The following is a 16,850-nucleotide window of genomic DNA, read 5'->3' on the forward strand; positions in this document are numbered from 1 at the left end:
AAGGGGTGCGACACACATGACAACCACCGACTTCTCGACGTCACTTCCCTACCGGGAGGTGGCGGACCGCAACGGCCGGGTGTACCGGATCGGCGAGACCGACCGGGACATCATGGGACGGCCGCGCTGGACCATGGTGCTCTTCCCGTGGATGGGCATGCTGGGCATCAGTTCCTCGGAGTACGCGTTCACCTCGGCCGAGGACACCCTGCACGAGGCCCACCTGTGGAACAGCGGGCACATCTTCTGGCTGATGGGCGTCTGGGTCTTCTTCCAGGCGGCCGTCGCCTTCCCCGCCGGGCAACTGCGGGAGAGCGGCAGGCTCCCCGCGCGGTACGCGATGATGCTGGGCGCGCTGGGCACGGTCTGCGGCTATCTGTCGCTGGCGTTCGCGCCGCACGTGATCGTCGCCTACCTGGGCTTCGGCATGTGCAGCGGCATCGGCGCCGGCCTCGTCTATGCGACCTGCGTGAACATGGTCGGCAAGTGGTACCCGGAACGCAAGGGCGGCAAGACCGGCATGGTCAACGGCGGCTTCGCCTACGGCTCGGTGCCCTTCGTGTTCCTGTTCACCTCGTACATGGACCTGGGCAACTACCGGGGCGTCCTGGTGACGGTCGGTCTGATCTGCTGCTCGGTCGTCGCCGTCGCCGGCTGGTTCTTCAAGGACCCGCCGAAGAACTGGTGGCCCGCGCACGTCGACCCGCTCCGGATGACCGACGACCCCAAGATCCGCCGGGCGCTGGAGAAGAACCCGCCCGCGGTCAAGCAGTACACACCGAAGGAGGCTTCCCGTACCCCCGTCCTGTGGATGATGTGGTTCTGTCTGCTGTGCACGGCCGGCATCAACATCTTCGGCATCGCCTTCCAGGTGCCGTTCGGCAAGGACATGGGCTTCGCCGGCGGGATCGTGGCCACGGCGATGTCCCTGAAGGCGATCGTCAACGGCACCGGGCGCGGGGTGATCGGCTGGATCTCCGACCGGTTCGGCCGCCGCAACACGCTGATCATCGTCTGTCTGGTGCTCGGCAGCGCCCAGTTCGGGGTGCTGGTCTCCGGGCAGATGGGCAGCATGCCGTTCTTCCTGTTCTGCTCCATGGTGTCCGGCTTCGGGGGCGGCGCGATCTTCCCGCTGTTCGCCGCCATGACGGCGGACTACTTCGGGGAGAACAACAACGCCTCCAACTACGGGATGGTCTACAGCTCGAAGCTCATCTCGGGTCTCGTGGGCTCCGGCATGGGCGCGGTCGTGGTCGGCGCGTGGGACTACGAGGGCGCGTTCGTGATCGCCGGCTCCATCGGTCTGGCCTCCGCGGTGCTGGCGCTCTTCCTGAAGGCCCCGGGCCGGCCGCAGGCCCGCAAGGTCGTTGCCAACCCGCAGCCGCTCGGCGAGGAGACCGCGTGACATGACGTACGGTCCCGTCGCGAGCGGACCACCGGCGGACCCCGTCGCCGCGCACCGTCCCCACCACCGGTCCGGCTGAGGCCGGCACGGCCGTTCCCCTCGAGGCGGCCCTCCCCCGGCTTTCGCCGGCACGGGGAGGGCCGCCTCGAGGGCGTCGGCACGGACGGGCCGCCGCCGGGCTACGCCTCCTGGCGTGCGTGGTACGAGCGGCGTGTGTGCTCCGTGTGCTCGCGCATGAGCCGGGTGGCGCGCTGCTCGTCGCCGTCCGCGATGGCTGCGATGAGGTCGCGGTGCTCCTCCCAGGACTGCTGCCCGCGCTGCCGGGCGACGGGCGTGTAGTACCAGCGGACCCGCCGGTCGACCTGCGCCGCCAGTTCGGCGAGGACCGTGTTGCCCGCGAGCTCCATCACCTTGGCGTGGAAACGGGCGTTGAGGGCGACGGCCGCGTCCACGTCGTCGGCGGCGACGGCCCCCATGCCCTGCGCGAGCAGCTCGTTCAGGGCTTCGACGCCGGCCCGGTCGGCGTGCGCGGCGGCGAGCCGGGCCGCCTCGGCCTCCAGCAGGGTGCGCACGGTGAGGAGCTGGTCGGCCTCGTCCTCGGTGGGCACGTGCACGAACGCGCCCTGGGCCGGCCGCAGATCGACCCACCCCTCGGTGTTCAGCCGTTGCAGGGCCTCGCGCACGGGCTGGCGGGAGACGCCGAGGTGGCCGGCGAGTTCGCTCTCGACGAGGTGCTGGCCGGGTTGCAGCGCGCGGGTGGTGATGAGTTCGAGCAGGGCTTCGTAGACGCGCTCGCGCAGCGGGCCGGGGCGTTCGAGCCTGGGCACCGCACCCTGCGGCAGTCCTGTCGACAACATCGGTCGGTCCCCCTCCTGGGCAGCGCCGGGGCCGGCAGCCGGAAAGCCAGTATCGATTGTCTTTCGTCTACAGTCTACGGCTCACTGTAGCCAGGGCCGGGAACGGTCGCCCTCGTCACACCGGGCCGCGCGCCCCCCGGGTGCGGCCCCCGCTCTCACGGGCAGCGCACGACCTGCCCGGCGTAGGACAGGTTCCCGCCGAAGCCGAAGAGCAGCACGGGGTCGCCGGTGGAGATCGCGCCCTGCTCGACCAGCTTGGAGAAGGCGAGGGGGATGCTGGCGGCGGAGGTGTTGCCGGAGTCGGTGACGTCCCGGGCGACGACGGCGTTCACGGCGCCGATCTTCGCGGCGAGGGGTTCGATGATGCGCAGGTTCGCCTGGTGCAGGACCACGGCGGCGAGGTCCGCCGGGGTGAGTCCGGCGCGCTCGCACGCCTCGCGGGCGAGCGGGGGCAGCCGGGTGGTGGCCCAGCGGTAGACGCTCTGCCCCTCCTGGGCGAACCGGGCGGGCTGCCCCTCGATGCGCACCGCGTGTCCCATCTCGGGCACCGATCCCCACAGCACGGGGGCGATGCCGGGCTCGGCGCCGGCCGGACAGGCCTCGACCACGGCGGCGCCGGCCCCGTCGCCGACGAGGACGCAGGTGGTGCGGTCGGTCCAGTCGGTGACCTCGGACATCTTGTCGGCGCCGATGACCAGCGCCCGGCTCGCGGCACCCGCCCGTACGGTGTGGTCGGCGGTGGCCAGCGCATGGGTGAACCCGGCGCACACGACGTTGACGTCCATGGCGGCCGGGCTCGGCACGCCCAGGCGGGCGGCGACCCGGGCGGCCATGTTGGGCGAGCGGTCGACGGCGGTGGAGGTCGCGACCAGCACCAGGTCGATGTCGGCGGGCGTGAGCCCGGCGGTGGCGAGCGCCTTGGCGGCGGCGTGCGCGGCGAGCTCGTCCACGGGCTCGTCGGGGCCGGCGATGTGGCGCGTGCGGATGCCCACCCGGCTCCTGATCCACTCGTCACTGGTGTCGACCAGGCCCGCCAGGTCCTCGTTGGTGAGGATCCTCGCGGGCTGGTAGTGGCCGACGGCGGCGATGCGCGAGCCAGTCATTGGGTGATCCCCTCGGTGCCTCGGGTAGCGGGATGCACCAGTCTGATCAGTGACTCACGGGTACGAGGGCGCGTGAAGCGACAGGAAACGGGCGTCCGGGTTGTCGGCTTCCCTCTAACCGTAGGACACCCGATCAGTCCATCCCCCGAACGGGCGACGGTCGGCCGCCACCCGGCGCCCGCCTACCCGGTGAGCACCCGCCTACCCGGTGAACAGCTGCGTCGCCTTGCGTACGAGCTCGTAGAGGCCGTAGGCGAGGGGCGCCCCCACCCACAGCCACACGAAGACGACGAGGGGCAGGTGGGTCCCTGCGCCCGGGCGGGGTCCGGATTCGGGGAGGTCAGGCGGACTCGGGCTGCTGGGGCTGGGCTGGGGCGGCATCGGCTGCCTCTCTCGGGGCGGGGACGTGGTGGTGGCGGGCGTGGACGGGCCGGACGAGTTCGTTGGCGACGAAGCCGACGGCGAGCAGCCCGATCATGATGAACAGGGACAGGGTGTAGAGGGACGCGCCGTGCCGGCCGGCCTCCTCCTGCCGGTCGGCGATCCAGTTCACGATCAGCGGGCCGAGGACGCCCGCCGTGGACCAGGCGGTGAGCAGCCGCCCGTGGATCGCGCCGACCTGGTAGGTGCCGAACAGGTCCTTGAGGTAGGCGGGGATCGTGGCGAAGCCGCCGCCGTAGAAGGAGAGGATCACCAGCGCGCACAGGACGAACAGGGGCTTGGAGGAGTCCCCGAACAGGGCGATCAGGGCGTACATCAGGGCGCCGACGCCCAGGTACACGCGGTAGACGTTCTTGCGTCCGATCAGGTCGGAGCTGGACGACCAGCCGATGCGGCCCGCCATGTTGGCCGCCGACAGCAGGGCGACGAAGCCGGCCGCGGCCGTCACGGAGACGGGGGTGGAGGTGTCGGCGAAGAAGTCCGTGATCATCGGGGCGGCCTTCTCCAGGATGCCGATGCCGGCGGTCACGTTCATGCAGAGCACGACCCACAGGCACCAGAACTGGGGGGTGCGCACGGCGCTGCGGGCCGAGACCTGCACGCCTCGCGGGGCGCCCGTCCCGGCGCCGGCGGCCGGCTCGGCGGCCCGCGGGACGCGCACCAGCAGCACGCCCAGGGTCATGAAGACCGCGTACGCCAGCCCGTGGACGAGGAAGGCGAGCGCGATCCCGGAAGGGTCGGCGCCGAACGACTCCAGCATCTGCGCCGACCAGGGCGAGGCGATGAGCGCGCCGCCGCCGAAGCCCATGATGGCGATGCCGGTGGCCATGCCGGGCCGGTCCGGGAACCACTTGATCAGGGTGGAGACGGGCGAGATGTAGCCGATGCCCAGGCCGATGCCGCCGACGAAGCCGTAGCCGAGGACGATCAGCCAGTACTGCTCGGTGGCGGCGCCGAGCGCGGAGATCAGGAAGCCGGACGAGAAGCAGACCAGGGCGACGGTCATCGCCCAGCGCGGGCCGTTGCGTTCGACGAGGGTGCCGCCGAACGCGGCGGACAGGCCGAGCATGACGATGGCGAGCTGGAAGGGCAGCGCGCTCTGGGTGCCGGTGAGGCCGAGCGCGGACTCCAGCGGTGGCTTGAAGACGGACCAGGCGTAGGCCTGCCCGATGGAGAGGTGGACCGAGAGCGCGGCCGGGGGGACGAGCCAGCGGCTCCAGCCGGGCGGTGCGACGGGGGGACTCATGAGTCCGGAACGGTAGGAAGGATTCCGGCCGTTGAGAAGGCGGCGCGTCGAACGGGTGCGGTGAGCGGTACCCGGGGTGCGCCGAACGGTCGGACCGGCCGGTTTCCAAGCTTTCCCCAGGTGCTGCGCCGACCCTTGCCGCCCCCACCACCATACTGTAGACAATATTCAGTCGACAGCGTTCGGCAGTTCCTCGGTACCCTCGACCGAACGGAGCTCCACCGTCATGAAAGTCGCAGTCCTCGGCGCCGGTGCGATCGGCGCCTACGTCGGTGCCGCGCTCCATCGCGCCGGCGCCGACGTGCACCTCGTCGCCCGTGGACCGCATCTCGCGGCCATGAGGCGGCACGGGGTGCGGGTGCTCAGCGAGCGGGGCGACTTCACCGCCCGCGCCCACGCCACCGACGACCCCACCGAGATCGGCCCGGCCGACTTCGTCCTCCTGGGCCTCAAGGCCCACTCGTACGCGGCGTGCGGGCCGCTGATCGAGCCCCTGCTGCACGGCACCACCGCGGTGGTCGCCGCCCAGAACGGCATCCCCTGGTGGTACTTCCACCGGCACGGCGGCCCCCACGACGGCCACCGCGTCGAGAGCGTGGACCCCGGCGGAGCGGTCAGCGCGGTGCTCGCGCCCGAACGGGCCGTCGGCTGCGTGGTCTACGCGGCCACCGAACTCGAAGCTCCCGGCGTCGTACGGCACTTGGAGGGCACCCGGTTCTCGGTCGGCGAGCCCGACCGCAGCGTCTCGACGCGCTGTCTGGAGTTCAGCGGGGCCATGACGGCGGGCGGGCTGAAGTGCCCGGTGGAGCCCGACCTGCGCAACGACATCTGGCTCAAACTGCTCGGCAACATCTCCTTCAACCCGATCAGCGCGCTCGCCCGCGCGACCATGCGGCAGATGTGCCTGCACGGCGGCACCCGCCGGGTCATCGAGACGATGATGCGCGAGACGCTCACCGTCGCCGAGGCCCTCGGCTGCGAGGTGGGCGTCTCCATCGAGCGCCGGCTCGCGGGCGCGGAGCGCGTCGGCGACCACCGCACCTCCACGCTCCAGGACCTGGAGCGCGGCAAACCGCTCGAACTGGACGTCCTCCTCGCGGCGGTCGTCGAGTTGGCGGGGATCACCGGCGTGGAGGTGCCCACCCTGCGCACCGTGCACGCCATCTCGGACCTGCTCGCGCTGAGGAGCGCCGCATGAGGAAACGCGACCGGACACCGAAGACCTACACCCGGCTCACCCACCCCCTGGTGCGCGACTCCCGCGACGCGCCCTTCCGGCAGGCGAGCTGGGAGGAGGCGCTGGACCGCACGGCGCGCGGCCTGGCCGCCGCGCGCGGCGCGTTCGGCATGTTCTCCTGCGCCCGCGCCACCAACGAGATGAACTACGTGGCGCAGAAGTTCGCCCGGGTCGTCATGGGCACCCACAACGTCGACTCCTGCAACCGGACGTGTCACGCGCCGAGCGTCGCCGGTCTGTCGGCCGCGTTCGGCTCCGGCGGGGGGACGTCGTCGTACGAGGAGATCGAGCACACGGACGTCATCGTGATGTGGGGCTCCAACGCCCGGTTCGCGCACCCGATCTTCTTCCAGCACGTGCTGAGGGGCATCCGGGGCGGCGCCCGGATGTACGCGGTCGACCCGCGGCGGACGTCCACCGCCGAGTGGGCGGAGAGCTGGCTCGGGCTCGACGTCGGCACCGACATCCCGATGGCCCACGCGATCGGCCGCGAGATCATCCACGCCGGTCTGGCGAACCGGACGTTCATCGAGCGGGCGACCAGCGGCTTCGAGGAGTACCGGGCGCTGGTCGAGCCGTGGACCCTGTCGCTCGCCTCGAAGGTGACGGGCGTCCCGGCCGCCGCGATCCGGGAGCTGGCGCACGCCTACGCCCGGGCCGAGCGGGCCCAGCTGTGCTGGACCCTCGGCATCACCGAGCACCACAACGGCACCGACAACGTCCGCGCGCTGATCAACCTCTCCCTGCTCACCGGGCACGTGGGGCGCCTCGGCTCGGGACTCCAGCCGCTGCGCGGCCAGAACAACGTGCAGGGCGGCGGCGACATGGGCGCCATCCCCAACCGCCTGCCCGGCTTCCAGGACATCCTCGACCCCGACGCCCGGCTGAGGTTCGAGACGGCCTGGGACACCGTCATCGAGCCGCACTACGGAATGAACCTGACGGAGATGTTCGAGGCGATGGAGGAGGGCTCGCTGAAGGCCGTCTACTGCATCGGCGAGAACCCGGCGCAGTCGGAGGCCGACAGCGAGCAGGCCGTACGGCGGCTGAACGCCCTCGACTTCCTCGTCGTGCAGGACATCTTCCTCACCAGGACGGCCGAGCTGGCGGACGTCGTGCTGCCCGCCACCGCGGGCTGGGCGGAGACCGAGGGCACGACCACCAACAGCGAGCGGCGGGTGCAGCGCGTGCGCCGCGCCGTGACGCCCCCCGGCGAGGCGCGCGAGGACATCGACATCCTCTGCGACCTGGCGGCCCGGCTCGGCCACGACTGGAAGTACGCCGACGCCGAGACCGTCTGGAACGAGCTGCGGTCGGTGTCGCCGGACCACTACGGCATGACGTACGAGCGGCTGGAGGAGCACCAGGGCATCCAGTGGCCGTGCCCGAGCACCGAGCGGCTCGAACCGACCTATCTGCACGGGCGGTTGTGGGAGACCGATCCCGGACGGCGGGGCAGGCGCGCGCCGTTCGGGCTCGTCCAGCACGATCCGCCGGTCGACCTGACGGACGAGGAGTACCCGGTCCGGCTCACCACCGGCAGGCGGCTGGACTCCTACAACACCGGGGTACAGAGCGGGGGTTACGCCTCCCCGCTGCGGCGCGGCGAGTCCGTCGAGCTGTGCCCGGAGGACGCGGAGCGCTTCGGCGTCGCGGTCGGCGAACGGGTGCGGGTGACGTCCCGGCGCGGATCCGTGGTGGCGCCGGTGTGGGTCGACACCGCGCTGCGGCCCGGGCTGGCCTTCATGACCATGCACTTCCCGGACGAGGTGGACACCAACCGGCTGACGATCGAGGCGAACTGCCCGATCGCGGGGACGGCGGAGTTCAAGGCGTCGGCGATCCGGATCGAGAAGCTCCCGGCCCCGAACGGTGTGAGGTGACGCGGTGGACCTGCACTTCGGCGACAGCAAGCCGACCGACGACGAACGGGCGGCCGTCGACGCCCTGCTGGGCCCTCCCGACTCGTCGTGGGAGGGCGCGGACCGCTCCGACGCGGACCTGCGGTGGGCGCGCGGCGGGCGGGAGGCCCGTGACCGCCGCGACCTGCTGCTGCCGGGGCTGCACGCGATCAACGACCGGGTCGGCTGGATCAGCGAGGGCGCCCTCGCCTACCTCTGCCGCCGCCTGACCGTGCCGCCCGCGCAGGCGTACGGCGTCGCCACCTTCTACGCCATGTTCTCCGTCCGGCCCCGCCCCGCGACGGTCCTGCACGTGTGCACGGACCTCGCCTGCACGGCCGCCGGCGCGCAGGATCTGTGCACCGGGGTGGAGGCCGCCGCCGGTCCGGGCGTCCACGTCGAGCGCAGCCCCTGCCTCGGCCTGTGCGAACGCGCCCCGGCCGCCCTCGCGATCCGGGCGGGCGACCCGGCGCGTACGGCGGTGTCGGCACCGGCGACCGTGCGGGAGGCCGTGCTCGCCGCGACCGCGCCGGACTCCGCGCCCGAGGAGCCGCCCGCGCGGGCGGCGGTCCCGCAGGCCGGTGAGGAGGGGCTGGTGCTGCTGCGCCGCGTCGGCGTGGTGGACCCCGCCTCCCTCGACGACTACCGCGCCCACGGCGGGTACGCGGCGCTGCGCCGCGCCTTCGCGCTCGGTCCCGCCGGCGTCATCCGGGAGGTCACCGACTCGGGGCTGGTGGGACGCGGGGGCGCCGCCTTCCCCACCGGCCGCAAGTGGCAGGCCACCGCGTCCCAGCCGGACCACCCGCACTACGTGGTGTGCAACGCCGACGAGTCCGAGCCGGGCACCTTCAAGGACCGGGTGCTGATGGAGGGCGATCCGTACGCGCTCGTCGAGGCGATGACGATCGCCGGGTACGCGGTCGGCGCGCACCGGGGCTACCTGTACGTGCGCGGCGAGTACCCGCGGGCGATCGCGCGCATGGGGCACGCCGTCGACCGGGCGCGGGAGCGGGGACTGCTCGGCGACGACGTCCTCGGCCAGGGCTACGCCTTCGACATCGAGATCCGCCGCGGCGCGGGCGCCTACGTCTGCGGCGAGGAGACGGCCCTGTTCAACTCCCTCGAGGGCCACCGGGGCGAGCCGCGCTCCAAGCCGCCGTTCCCGGTGGAGAAGGGCCTGTTCGGCAAGCCGACGGTGGCCAACAACGTGGAGACGCTGGTCAACGTCCTGCCGGTGCTGACCATGGGCGCGCCGGCGTACGCGGCGGTCGGCACGGGAGGGTCCACCGGCCCCAAGCTGTTCTGCGTGTCGGGCAGCGTGCGGCGGCCGGGCGTGTACGAGCTGCCGTTCGGCGCGACGCTGGGCGAGCTGCTGGCGCGGGCCGAAGTCCGCGACGGGCTGCGGGCGGTGCTGCTCGGCGGGGCGGCCGGCGGCTTCGTACGGCCCGACGAGACGAACATCCCGCTCACGTTCGAGGGCACGCGGGAGGCGGGCACGACGCTCGGCTCGGGGGTGGTGATGGCCTTCGACGACACCGTCCCGCTCCCCCGGCTGCTGCTGCGCATCGCGGAGTTCTTCCGGGACGAGTCGTGCGGGCAGTGCGTGCCGTGCCGGGTGGGGACCGTCCGCCAGGAGGAGGCGCTGCACCGGATCGTGGAGCGCACGGGCGCGGCCGCCGCCGACGACATCGCCCTGCTGCGGGAGGTGGGCCGGGCGATGCGGGACGCCTCGATCTGCGGTCTGGGCCAGACCGCGTGGAACGCCGTGGAATCCGCCATCGACCGCTTGGGGGCGTACGAATGACCGTGACACCACTGGGGATCCCGCGCCGGCTGCTGGAGTTCACCCTCGACGGCGAGCCGGTGCGCGCGCCCGAGGGCGCGACGATCCTCGACGCGTGCCGGGCGGCCGGGAAGGACGTGCCGACCCTCTGCCACGGGGACACGCTCACGCCGAAGAACGCCTGCCGCGTCTGCGTCGTGGAGGTGGCGGGCGCGCGCACGCTGGTGCCGGCGTGCTCCCGCAGGGCGGAGCCCGGCATGGAGGTCCGCACCGGCACCGAACGCGTGCGGCACAGCCGCAGGATCGTCCTCGAACTCCTCGCCTCGTCGGTCGATCTGTCCACGACACCAATGGTTGCGGAATGGGTGAAGGAGTACGAGGCGAAGCCGGACCGGTTCGGTCCGGACGCGGCCCGGCTGAACGAGGAGCCCCGCATCGACAACGACCTCTACGTCCGCGACTACGACAAGTGCATCCTCTGCTACAAGTGCGTCGACGCCTGCGGTGACCAGTGGCAGAACACCTTCGCGATCTCCGTCGCGGGGCGCGGCTTCGACGCCCGGATCGCCGTCGAGCACGACGCGCCGCTGACCGACTCGGCGTGTGTCTACTGCGGGAACTGCGTCGAGGTCTGCCCGACGGGGGCGCTGTCGTTCAAGTCGGAGTTCGACCGACGGGCGGCGGGCACATGGGACGAATCAGCACAGACCAGGACGACCACCGTGTGCGCCTACTGCGGAGTGGGCTGCAACCTCACGCTCCATGTGCAGGACAATGAGATCGTGAAGGTCACCTCACCGCACGACAACCCGGTGACCCACGGCAATCTCTGCATCAAGGGCCGCTTCGGCTACCAGCACGTACAGAACCGGGGCTGATCACGACATGGGACGAGTCACCGAACGACGCAAGGTGCTGCGCATCCGCGACGGGGCGGTCTCCAGCCGGCCGGACACGCTCGTCGCCGAGGAGCCGCTGGAGATCCGGCTGAACGGCAAACCGCTCGCCATCACCATGCGCACCCCCGGTGACGACTTCGCCCTCGCCGCCGGATTCCTGGTCAGCGAGGGCGTCCTGGCCTGCGCGGACGACCTCCTGAACATCGTCTACTGCGCCGGGGCGACGGCGGACGGGTCGAACACCTACAACGTCGTCGACGTGCGGACCGCTCCCGGCGTCACGCTCCCCGACATCACCCTCGAACGGAACGTCTACACCACGTCCTCCTGCGGCCTGTGCGGCAAGGCGAGCCTGGACGCGGTCCGGACGACGGCGCGCTGGCCCATCGCCGACACTCCCCCGGTCCGGGTCACGCCGGAGCTGCTGGCGGAGCTCCCCGACCGGCTGCGCGCCGCCCAGCGGGTCTTCGACCGGACCGGGGGGCTGCACGCGGCGGCCCTGTTCTCCGAGGACGGCGAGGTGCTGGACGTCCGGGAGGACGTCGGCCGGCACAACGCGGTCGACAAGCTGGTCGGGCGCGCCCTGCGCGACGGCGGGCTGCCGCTGTCCCGGACGATCCTGCTGGTGTCGGGGCGGGCCTCCTTCGAACTGGCGCAGAAGGCGGTGATGGCGGGCATCCCGGTGCTGGCGGCGGTCTCGGCGCCCTCCTCGCTGGCGGTGGACCTGGCCGCGGAGACCGGGCTGACGCTGGTGGGCTTCCTGCGGGGCAGTTCCATGAACGTGTACGCGGGTGAGGACCGCATCGCCCTGCGGACCGCGGCCGCACGGGGCTGAGGCGGCTGCCCGCGGCACGGCGGCGGGGCCCCGGCCGGCGGGGAGCGCCCCCTGCGCCGCAGGGGCCCCGTCTCGGCCCCGGCCCCCGCCGGGTCCCGGTCGGCGGCGCCCTCAGCGGGCCGTGAACCGCACCTCGGCGGCCCGCACGACCGTGCCCAGCCGGGGGAAGTCCAGCCGTACCGACGCCTCGTGCTCGGCACCGGTGAGCGCGGCCATCGCGTCCTCTACGAAGACCAGGCCGTAGCCGAGGTCGGCGGCGGCGCGGGCGGTGGACTCGACACCGAGGTTGGTGGCGATGCCGCCGAACACCAGGGTCTTGACGCCGTGCCGGCGCAGCCGGTCGTCCAGGCCCGTGCCCTGGAAGCCTCCGACGCTCCGTTTGACGACCTCCACGTCGCCGTCGCGCAGCAGCCCGTGCACCAGGTCGCTGCCGGGCGGCTGGTCGGCGACGCCGGGGCGCTCGACGCGGACGAGGACGACGAGGGCGCCGGCCGCCCGGAACGCGTCCGCCAGTTCCCCGGCGGCGTCCAGCACGTCGGTGCCCTTGCGGGGCTCCAGGGGCAGCGCGACGATCCGGTCCATCAGATCGACGAGGACGAGCGCGGTGCGCGTGGGGTCGAGCGCGAGGGGTGCGGTCATGACGGAACGTTATCCGCCGTCAGCCGTCCGTACGGGAAATCGCGCCCGACGGGTCCGTGAACGGCGCCCCGCCTGGGGGGCTTGTCGGTCGTGTCGCGGGTGCGGGTCGGTGGGGGCTGGTCGCGCAGTTCCCCGCGCCCCTGGTCGGTGTGCTCCCGTCGGCTGCCCACGGTCGCCGGGGTGGGGTGACCGTACGGGCCGGGCCCGGCGGCCGCCGAGGCTCCGTTCAGCCGCGACGGGGGCCCGCGTCGACCGCGGGGCGGGGCGCGGTGCCCGCGGGCGGGGCGGAGCCGGACTCCGGGTTCGGGTCCGGGGCCGGGTCGTGCGAGCGGCGTTTGGCGATCACCGCGCAGACCATGAGCTGCATCTGGTGGAAGAGCATCAGCGGCAGCACCGCCAGGGAGGCGTGCGCGCCGAACAGGACGCTCGCCATGGGCAGCCCGGAGGCGAGGGACTTCTTGGAGCCGGCGAACTGGATCGCGATGCGGTCCTCCCGGCCGAAGCGCAGCGCCTTGGACCCGTACCAGGTCAACGCCAGCATGACGGCGAGCAGGACGGTCTCGACGACCAGCAGTCCGGCGAGCCGGACGGGGCGGACCTGGTGCCAGATGCCCTGGACCACGCCCTCGCTGAACGCGGTGTAGACGACGAGGAGGATCGAGCCGCGGTCGACGTAGCCGAGGACCTTCTTGTGCCGGGCGACGAAGGGGCCGATCCAGCGCCGCAGGAGCTGTCCGGAGACGAACGGGACGAGGAGTTGCAGCACGATCTCGGCGAGCGAGTCCGCGGCGAAGCCGCCGGCGGTGCTGCCGAGCAGCGCGGCCGCGAGCAGCGGGGTGACGACGATGCCGACGAGGGAGGAGAAGGAGCCCGCGCAGATCGCGGCGGGCACGTTGCCGCGGGCGATGGAGGTGAAGGCGATGGACGACTGGATGGTCGAGGGGACGAGGGTGAGGAAGAGCAGTCCCTGGTAGAGCGGCTCGGTGAGGAACACCGGGACGAGGCCGCGGGCGGCCAGCCCGAGCAGCGGGAAGACCACGAAGGTGCAGGCGAGGACGGTGACGTGCAGCCGCCAGTGCTTCAGCCCGTCCAGCGCCTCCCGGGTGGACAGACGGGCGCCGTAGAGGAAGAAGAGGAAGGCGATGGCGGCCGTGGAGGCGCCGGAGGCCACGTCGGCGCCGGTGCCGCGGGCGGGCAGGAGCGCGGCGAGACCCACCGTCCCGAGCAGCAGCAGGATGTACGGGTCGATCGGCATCCAGCTCGGCCATCTCAGGCGTTTCACGGTGCTCCACTTGCTCGGTCGCTGTCATCGGTGCGGCGGCCCGGAGGGCCCCCCTCCATCGTGCTCCTCTCCCTCGTGATCGGGAATCCGTCATACCGCTCTGACTGTTATCGCGTGTCACGATGAGCGGGTACGGTGGTCGGCGTGTACGACCCCTCCCACCTGCGCACCTTCCTGGCGGTCGCGCAGACCCTGAGCTTCACGCAGGCCGCGCGGCGGCTCGGGCTGCGCCAGTCCACGGTCAGTCAGCACGTGCGGCGCCTGGAGGCCGCGACGGGCCGGACGCTGTTCACCCGGGACACGCACTCGGTGGAGCTGACGGAGGACGGCGAGGCGATGCTCGGCTTCGCGCGCCGGATCCTGGAGGTGCACGAGCAGGCCACGGCGTTCTTCACCGGCACGCGGCTGCGCGGCCGGCTGCGGTTCGGCGCCTCCGAGGACTTCGTGCTGACGCGGCTGCCGGAGATCCTCGAGGGCTTCCGGTACGACCACCCCGAGGTCGACCTGGAGCTGACGGTGGAGCTGTCCGGCACGCTGCACGAACAGCTGGCGGCCGGGAAGCTGGACCTGGTGCTGGCCAAGCGGCTGCCCGAGGACCCGCGCGGGGAGCTGGTCCGGACCGACGAGCTGGTGTGGATCGGCGCGGAGCGGCTGCGGCTGGACGCCGACCGCCCGGTGCCGCTCATCGTGTACCCGCCGCCGGGCATCACCCGGGCCCGCGCGCTGGAGGCGCTGGAGCGGCAGGGGCGGGCGTGGCGGATCGCGTGCACGAGCGGCAGCCTCAACGGTCTGGTCGCGGCGGCGCGGGCGGGCCTCGGGGTGATGGCGCACACGCGGGGGCTGATCCCGCCCGGTCTGGTCCGGGTTCCCGACCGGTCGGGGCTGCCGGAGCTCGGCCGGGTGGACTTCGTCCTGGTGCACGGCCGACGCCGGACGTCCGCGCAGGGCGCGGCGGACGCCCTGGCGGCGGCGGTCCTGGCGGGCGGCGACCGGCTGCACCGGCGGGGTCCGGGCCCGCGCGCCGCCCCACCGGGCCGGTCCGGGCCGCCGTAACGGAATCGGGTGTTCCTGCGCTGTTCGGGAAGAGGGGACGCGCTCGGCGCGGGCCCTTCCGGGAGGGGTGTCGGGCCCGGTGACCGGGTCGGGCAGATTCGGTGGAGATTACGGCCCCGAACCTTACTCAACGGTCAGTTTTCTGTCCGACCCTTCCGTATGTGAGCCCATTTTCCTGCACTGACCAGCGCGGACGAGAGCAGCGCTCGCCGTCCGCCCCCCTCCCGCCCCGACCGGGCGTGGGGTAGCTTTCACGGCGCTGTGCGGCCATGGGAAGCGGGGTGCGGGATTTGCGCGAGTTCACCACTCCTGCGACGGCGTCGGCACCGCCGGTGGGCGGACTGGCCGACGTGGTCTTCCGGCACGCCCAGGACGACCCCCGGCACATCGCGCTCGGCCGCAAGGACGAACGGGGCGAGTGGCGCGACGTGACCGCGGCGGAGTTCCGCGACGAGGTCCTCGCCCTCGCCAAGGGCCTGCTCTCCCAGGGCATCCGGTTCGGCGACCGCGTCGCGATCATGTCCCGTACCCGCTACGAGTGGACCCTCTTCGACTTCGCGCTGTGGACCGTCGGCGCCCAGGTCGTTCCCGTCTACCCGACCTCCTCGGCCGAACAGTGCTTCTGGATGCTGCACGACGCGGAGGTCACGGCCGCGGTCGTCGAGCACGAGGACCACGCGATGACCATCGCCACCGTCATCGACCGGCTGCCCGGCCTGCGGCGCCTGTGGCAGCTGGACTCCGGCTGCGTGCAGGAGCTGTACGACGCGGGCGCCGCCATCGAGGACGACGTGGTGCACCGGCACCGGGAGGCGGTCACCCCCGACTCGGTCGCCACCGTCATCTACACCTCCGGCACGACCGGCCGGCCCAAGGGCTGTGTCGTCTCGCACGGCAACTTCATGTTCGAGGCGGACACCGTCATCGAGCGCTGGGAGCCGGTGTTCCACTCCAGGAAGGGCGACGAGGCGGCGACCCTGCTGTTCCTGCCGCTCGCGCACGTCTTCGGGCGGATGGTGCAGATCGCCGCCATCCGCGGCAAGGTCCGCTTCGGCCACCAGCCCCAGCTGCACGCGGCCGCCCTGCTGCCCGACCTGGCCGCGTTCCGGCCGACGTTCTTCCTGGCCGTGCCGTACATCTTCGAGAAGGTGTTCAACGCGGCCCGCCGCAAGGCCGAGCGGGAGGGCAGAGCGGGCCCGTTCGGGAAGGCCGTGGACGTGGCGGTGGACTACGCGGAGGCCGTGGAGGCGAAGGCCTGGGGCACCGGGCCCGGACCGTCGGCGGGGCTGCGGATGCAGCACCAGTTCTTCGACAAGGTCGTCTACTCCAAGGTGCGCGCGGCGATGGGCGGCCGGGTCCGGCACGCCATGTCGGGCGGCTCGGCCATGGACCGCCGGATGGGGCTGTTCTTCGCCGGCGCGGGCGTGCAGATCTACGAGGGCTACGGCCTGACCGAGTCCACGGCGGCCGCGACCGCGAACCCGCCCGGCCGCACCCGCTACGGCACCGTCGGCCGGGCCATCCCCGGCACGACCGTGCACATCGCGGACGACGGGGAGATCTGGCTGCGCGGCGACAACGTCTTCCAGGGCTACCTCAACAACCCCAAGGCCACCGACGAGGCCCTGCACGACGGCTGGCTGGCCACCGGCGACCTCGGTGCCCTCGACGAGGACGGCTACCTCACCATCACCGGCCGCAAGAAGGAGATCCTCGTCACCTCCGGCGGCAAGAGCGTCTCGCCGGGGCTGCTGGAGGAACGCGTCCGCGACCATCCGCTGGTCAACCAGTGCATCGTCGTCGGCAACGACCGGCCGTTCGTCGCCGCCCTGGTCACCCTCGACCAGGAGGCCGTCGAGCACTGGCTCCACATGCACCGCAAACCGCGGATGAAGCCCGCCGAGCTGGTGCGCGACCGCGACCTGGAGACGGAGGTGCGCCGCGCCGTGGTCGCCGCCAACACCCAGGTCTCCCAGGCGGAGTCGATCCGTACCTTCCGCATCCTCGCGCAGCCCTTCACCGAGGAGCACGGCCTGCTCACCCCGTCCCTGAAGCTGAAGCGCAGGGCCATCGAACACACCTACGCCGCCGAGGTCGACGCCCTGTACCGCACATGAGGCCACGCGGGCGCGGGTAAGCGGGACGCCACGCGCCACGGCGACGAATTCG

The 16,850-nt window shown here is 72.5% G+C and carries 14 protein-coding genes; 8 read left to right on the forward strand and 6 right to left on the reverse strand.

All coding sequences use genetic code 11. From position 1 onward, the window contains the following. Positions 1-16 precede the first annotated feature (16 nt). Positions 17-1,405, forward strand: coding sequence for an OFA family MFS transporter (locus ACIP67_RS39465; RefSeq protein ID WP_401698582.1), 1,389 nt, complete (start codon positions 17-19; stop codon positions 1,403-1,405). A gap of 179 nt (positions 1,406-1,584) precedes the next feature. Here the strand turns inward: ACIP67_RS39465 and ACIP67_RS39470 are convergent, their stop codons facing one another. The 4 genes from ACIP67_RS39470 to ACIP67_RS39485 all read right to left on the reverse strand — a co-directional run bounded on the left by ACIP67_RS39470 (position 1,585) and on the right by ACIP67_RS39485 (position 5,052). Next, on the reverse strand, positions 1,585-2,262 hold the full coding sequence (locus ACIP67_RS39470) for a GntR family transcriptional regulator (protein ID WP_401698585.1): 678 nt from the start codon (positions 2,260-2,262) through the stop codon (positions 1,585-1,587). Between the two features lie 155 nt (positions 2,263-2,417). Then, the gene (locus tag ACIP67_RS39475) at positions 2,418-3,365 is read right to left on the reverse strand and encodes a beta-ketoacyl-ACP synthase III (protein WP_401698587.1); all 948 of its coding nucleotides are present in this window, start codon (positions 3,363-3,365) and stop codon (positions 2,418-2,420) included. A gap of 201 nt (positions 3,366-3,566) precedes the next feature. Next, positions 3,567-3,746: a hypothetical protein gene (locus ACIP67_RS39480; RefSeq protein WP_401698589.1), complete on the reverse strand. Its 180-nt coding sequence runs from the start codon at positions 3,744-3,746 to the stop codon at positions 3,567-3,569. Beyond that, positions 3,706-5,052, reverse strand: coding sequence for an OFA family MFS transporter (locus tag ACIP67_RS39485; protein WP_401698591.1), 1,347 nt, complete (start codon positions 5,050-5,052; stop codon positions 3,706-3,708). The genes ACIP67_RS39480 and ACIP67_RS39485 overlap by 41 nt, the downstream gene beginning before the upstream one ends. Before the next feature lie 226 nt (positions 5,053-5,278). Between ACIP67_RS39485 and ACIP67_RS39490 the strand changes: the two genes are divergently transcribed. From ACIP67_RS39490 to fdhD, 5 genes are read left to right on the forward strand one after another with little or no spacing between them, the layout of a single operon-like run. After that, positions 5,279-6,250 carry a 2-dehydropantoate 2-reductase gene (locus tag ACIP67_RS39490; protein WP_401698593.1) on the forward strand — a complete coding sequence of 324 codons (972 nt, stop codon included), beginning with the start codon at positions 5,279-5,281 and terminating at the stop codon, positions 6,248-6,250. Then, complete coding sequence (locus ACIP67_RS39495) at positions 6,247-8,172, forward strand: molybdopterin oxidoreductase family protein (RefSeq protein ID WP_401698596.1); 1,926 nt, start codon at positions 6,247-6,249, stop codon at positions 8,170-8,172. The genes ACIP67_RS39490 and ACIP67_RS39495 overlap by 4 nt, the downstream gene beginning before the upstream one ends. Positions 8,173-8,176: 4 nt before the next feature. Next, entirely contained in the window at positions 8,177-9,994 is a 1,818-nt protein-coding gene (locus ACIP67_RS39500) for an NADH-ubiquinone oxidoreductase-F iron-sulfur binding region domain-containing protein (RefSeq protein WP_401698598.1), read from the forward strand. Further along, positions 9,991-10,851, forward strand: coding sequence for a 2Fe-2S iron-sulfur cluster-binding protein (locus tag ACIP67_RS39505; RefSeq protein ID WP_401698600.1), 861 nt, complete (start codon positions 9,991-9,993; stop codon positions 10,849-10,851). Before ACIP67_RS39500 ends, ACIP67_RS39505 begins: the two co-directional genes overlap by 4 nt. 7 nt (positions 10,852-10,858) lie before the next feature. After that, positions 10,859-11,707 (forward strand): formate dehydrogenase accessory sulfurtransferase FdhD, encoded by an 849-nt coding sequence (fdhD, locus tag ACIP67_RS39510; protein ID WP_401698603.1) that lies wholly within the window; start codon positions 10,859-10,861, stop codon positions 11,705-11,707. 111 nt (positions 11,708-11,818) lie between these two features. On the opposite strand, the gene ACIP67_RS39515 is transcribed toward fdhD, so the two are convergent. Continuing rightward, the gene (locus ACIP67_RS39515; protein ID WP_401698606.1) at positions 11,819-12,346 is read right to left on the reverse strand and encodes an isochorismatase family protein; all 528 of its coding nucleotides are present in this window, start codon (positions 12,344-12,346) and stop codon (positions 11,819-11,821) included. Positions 12,347-12,572: 226 nt separating this feature from the next. Further along, entirely contained in the window at positions 12,573-13,628 is a 1,056-nt protein-coding gene (locus ACIP67_RS39520; protein ID WP_401698608.1) for a bile acid:sodium symporter family protein, read from the reverse strand. A gap of 144 nt (positions 13,629-13,772) precedes the next feature. On the opposite strand from ACIP67_RS39520, the gene ACIP67_RS39525 reads away from it, so the two are divergent. Together ACIP67_RS39525 and ACIP67_RS39530 are read left to right on the forward strand one after the other, a co-directional pair. Then, complete coding sequence (locus ACIP67_RS39525) at positions 13,773-14,681, forward strand: LysR substrate-binding domain-containing protein (RefSeq protein WP_401698611.1); 909 nt, start codon at positions 13,773-13,775, stop codon at positions 14,679-14,681. A 290-nt stretch (positions 14,682-14,971) separates the two neighbouring features. Next, positions 14,972-16,798 carry an AMP-dependent synthetase/ligase gene (locus ACIP67_RS39530; protein WP_401698613.1) on the forward strand — a complete coding sequence of 609 codons (1,827 nt, stop codon included), beginning with the start codon at positions 14,972-14,974 and terminating at the stop codon, positions 16,796-16,798. Positions 16,799-16,850: the final 52 nt, after the last annotated feature.

It is taken from the genome of Streptomyces sp. NPDC088812 (assembly GCF_044750285.1).
In the GTDB taxonomy this organism is placed as follows: domain Bacteria; phylum Actinomycetota; class Actinomycetes; order Streptomycetales; family Streptomycetaceae; genus Streptomyces.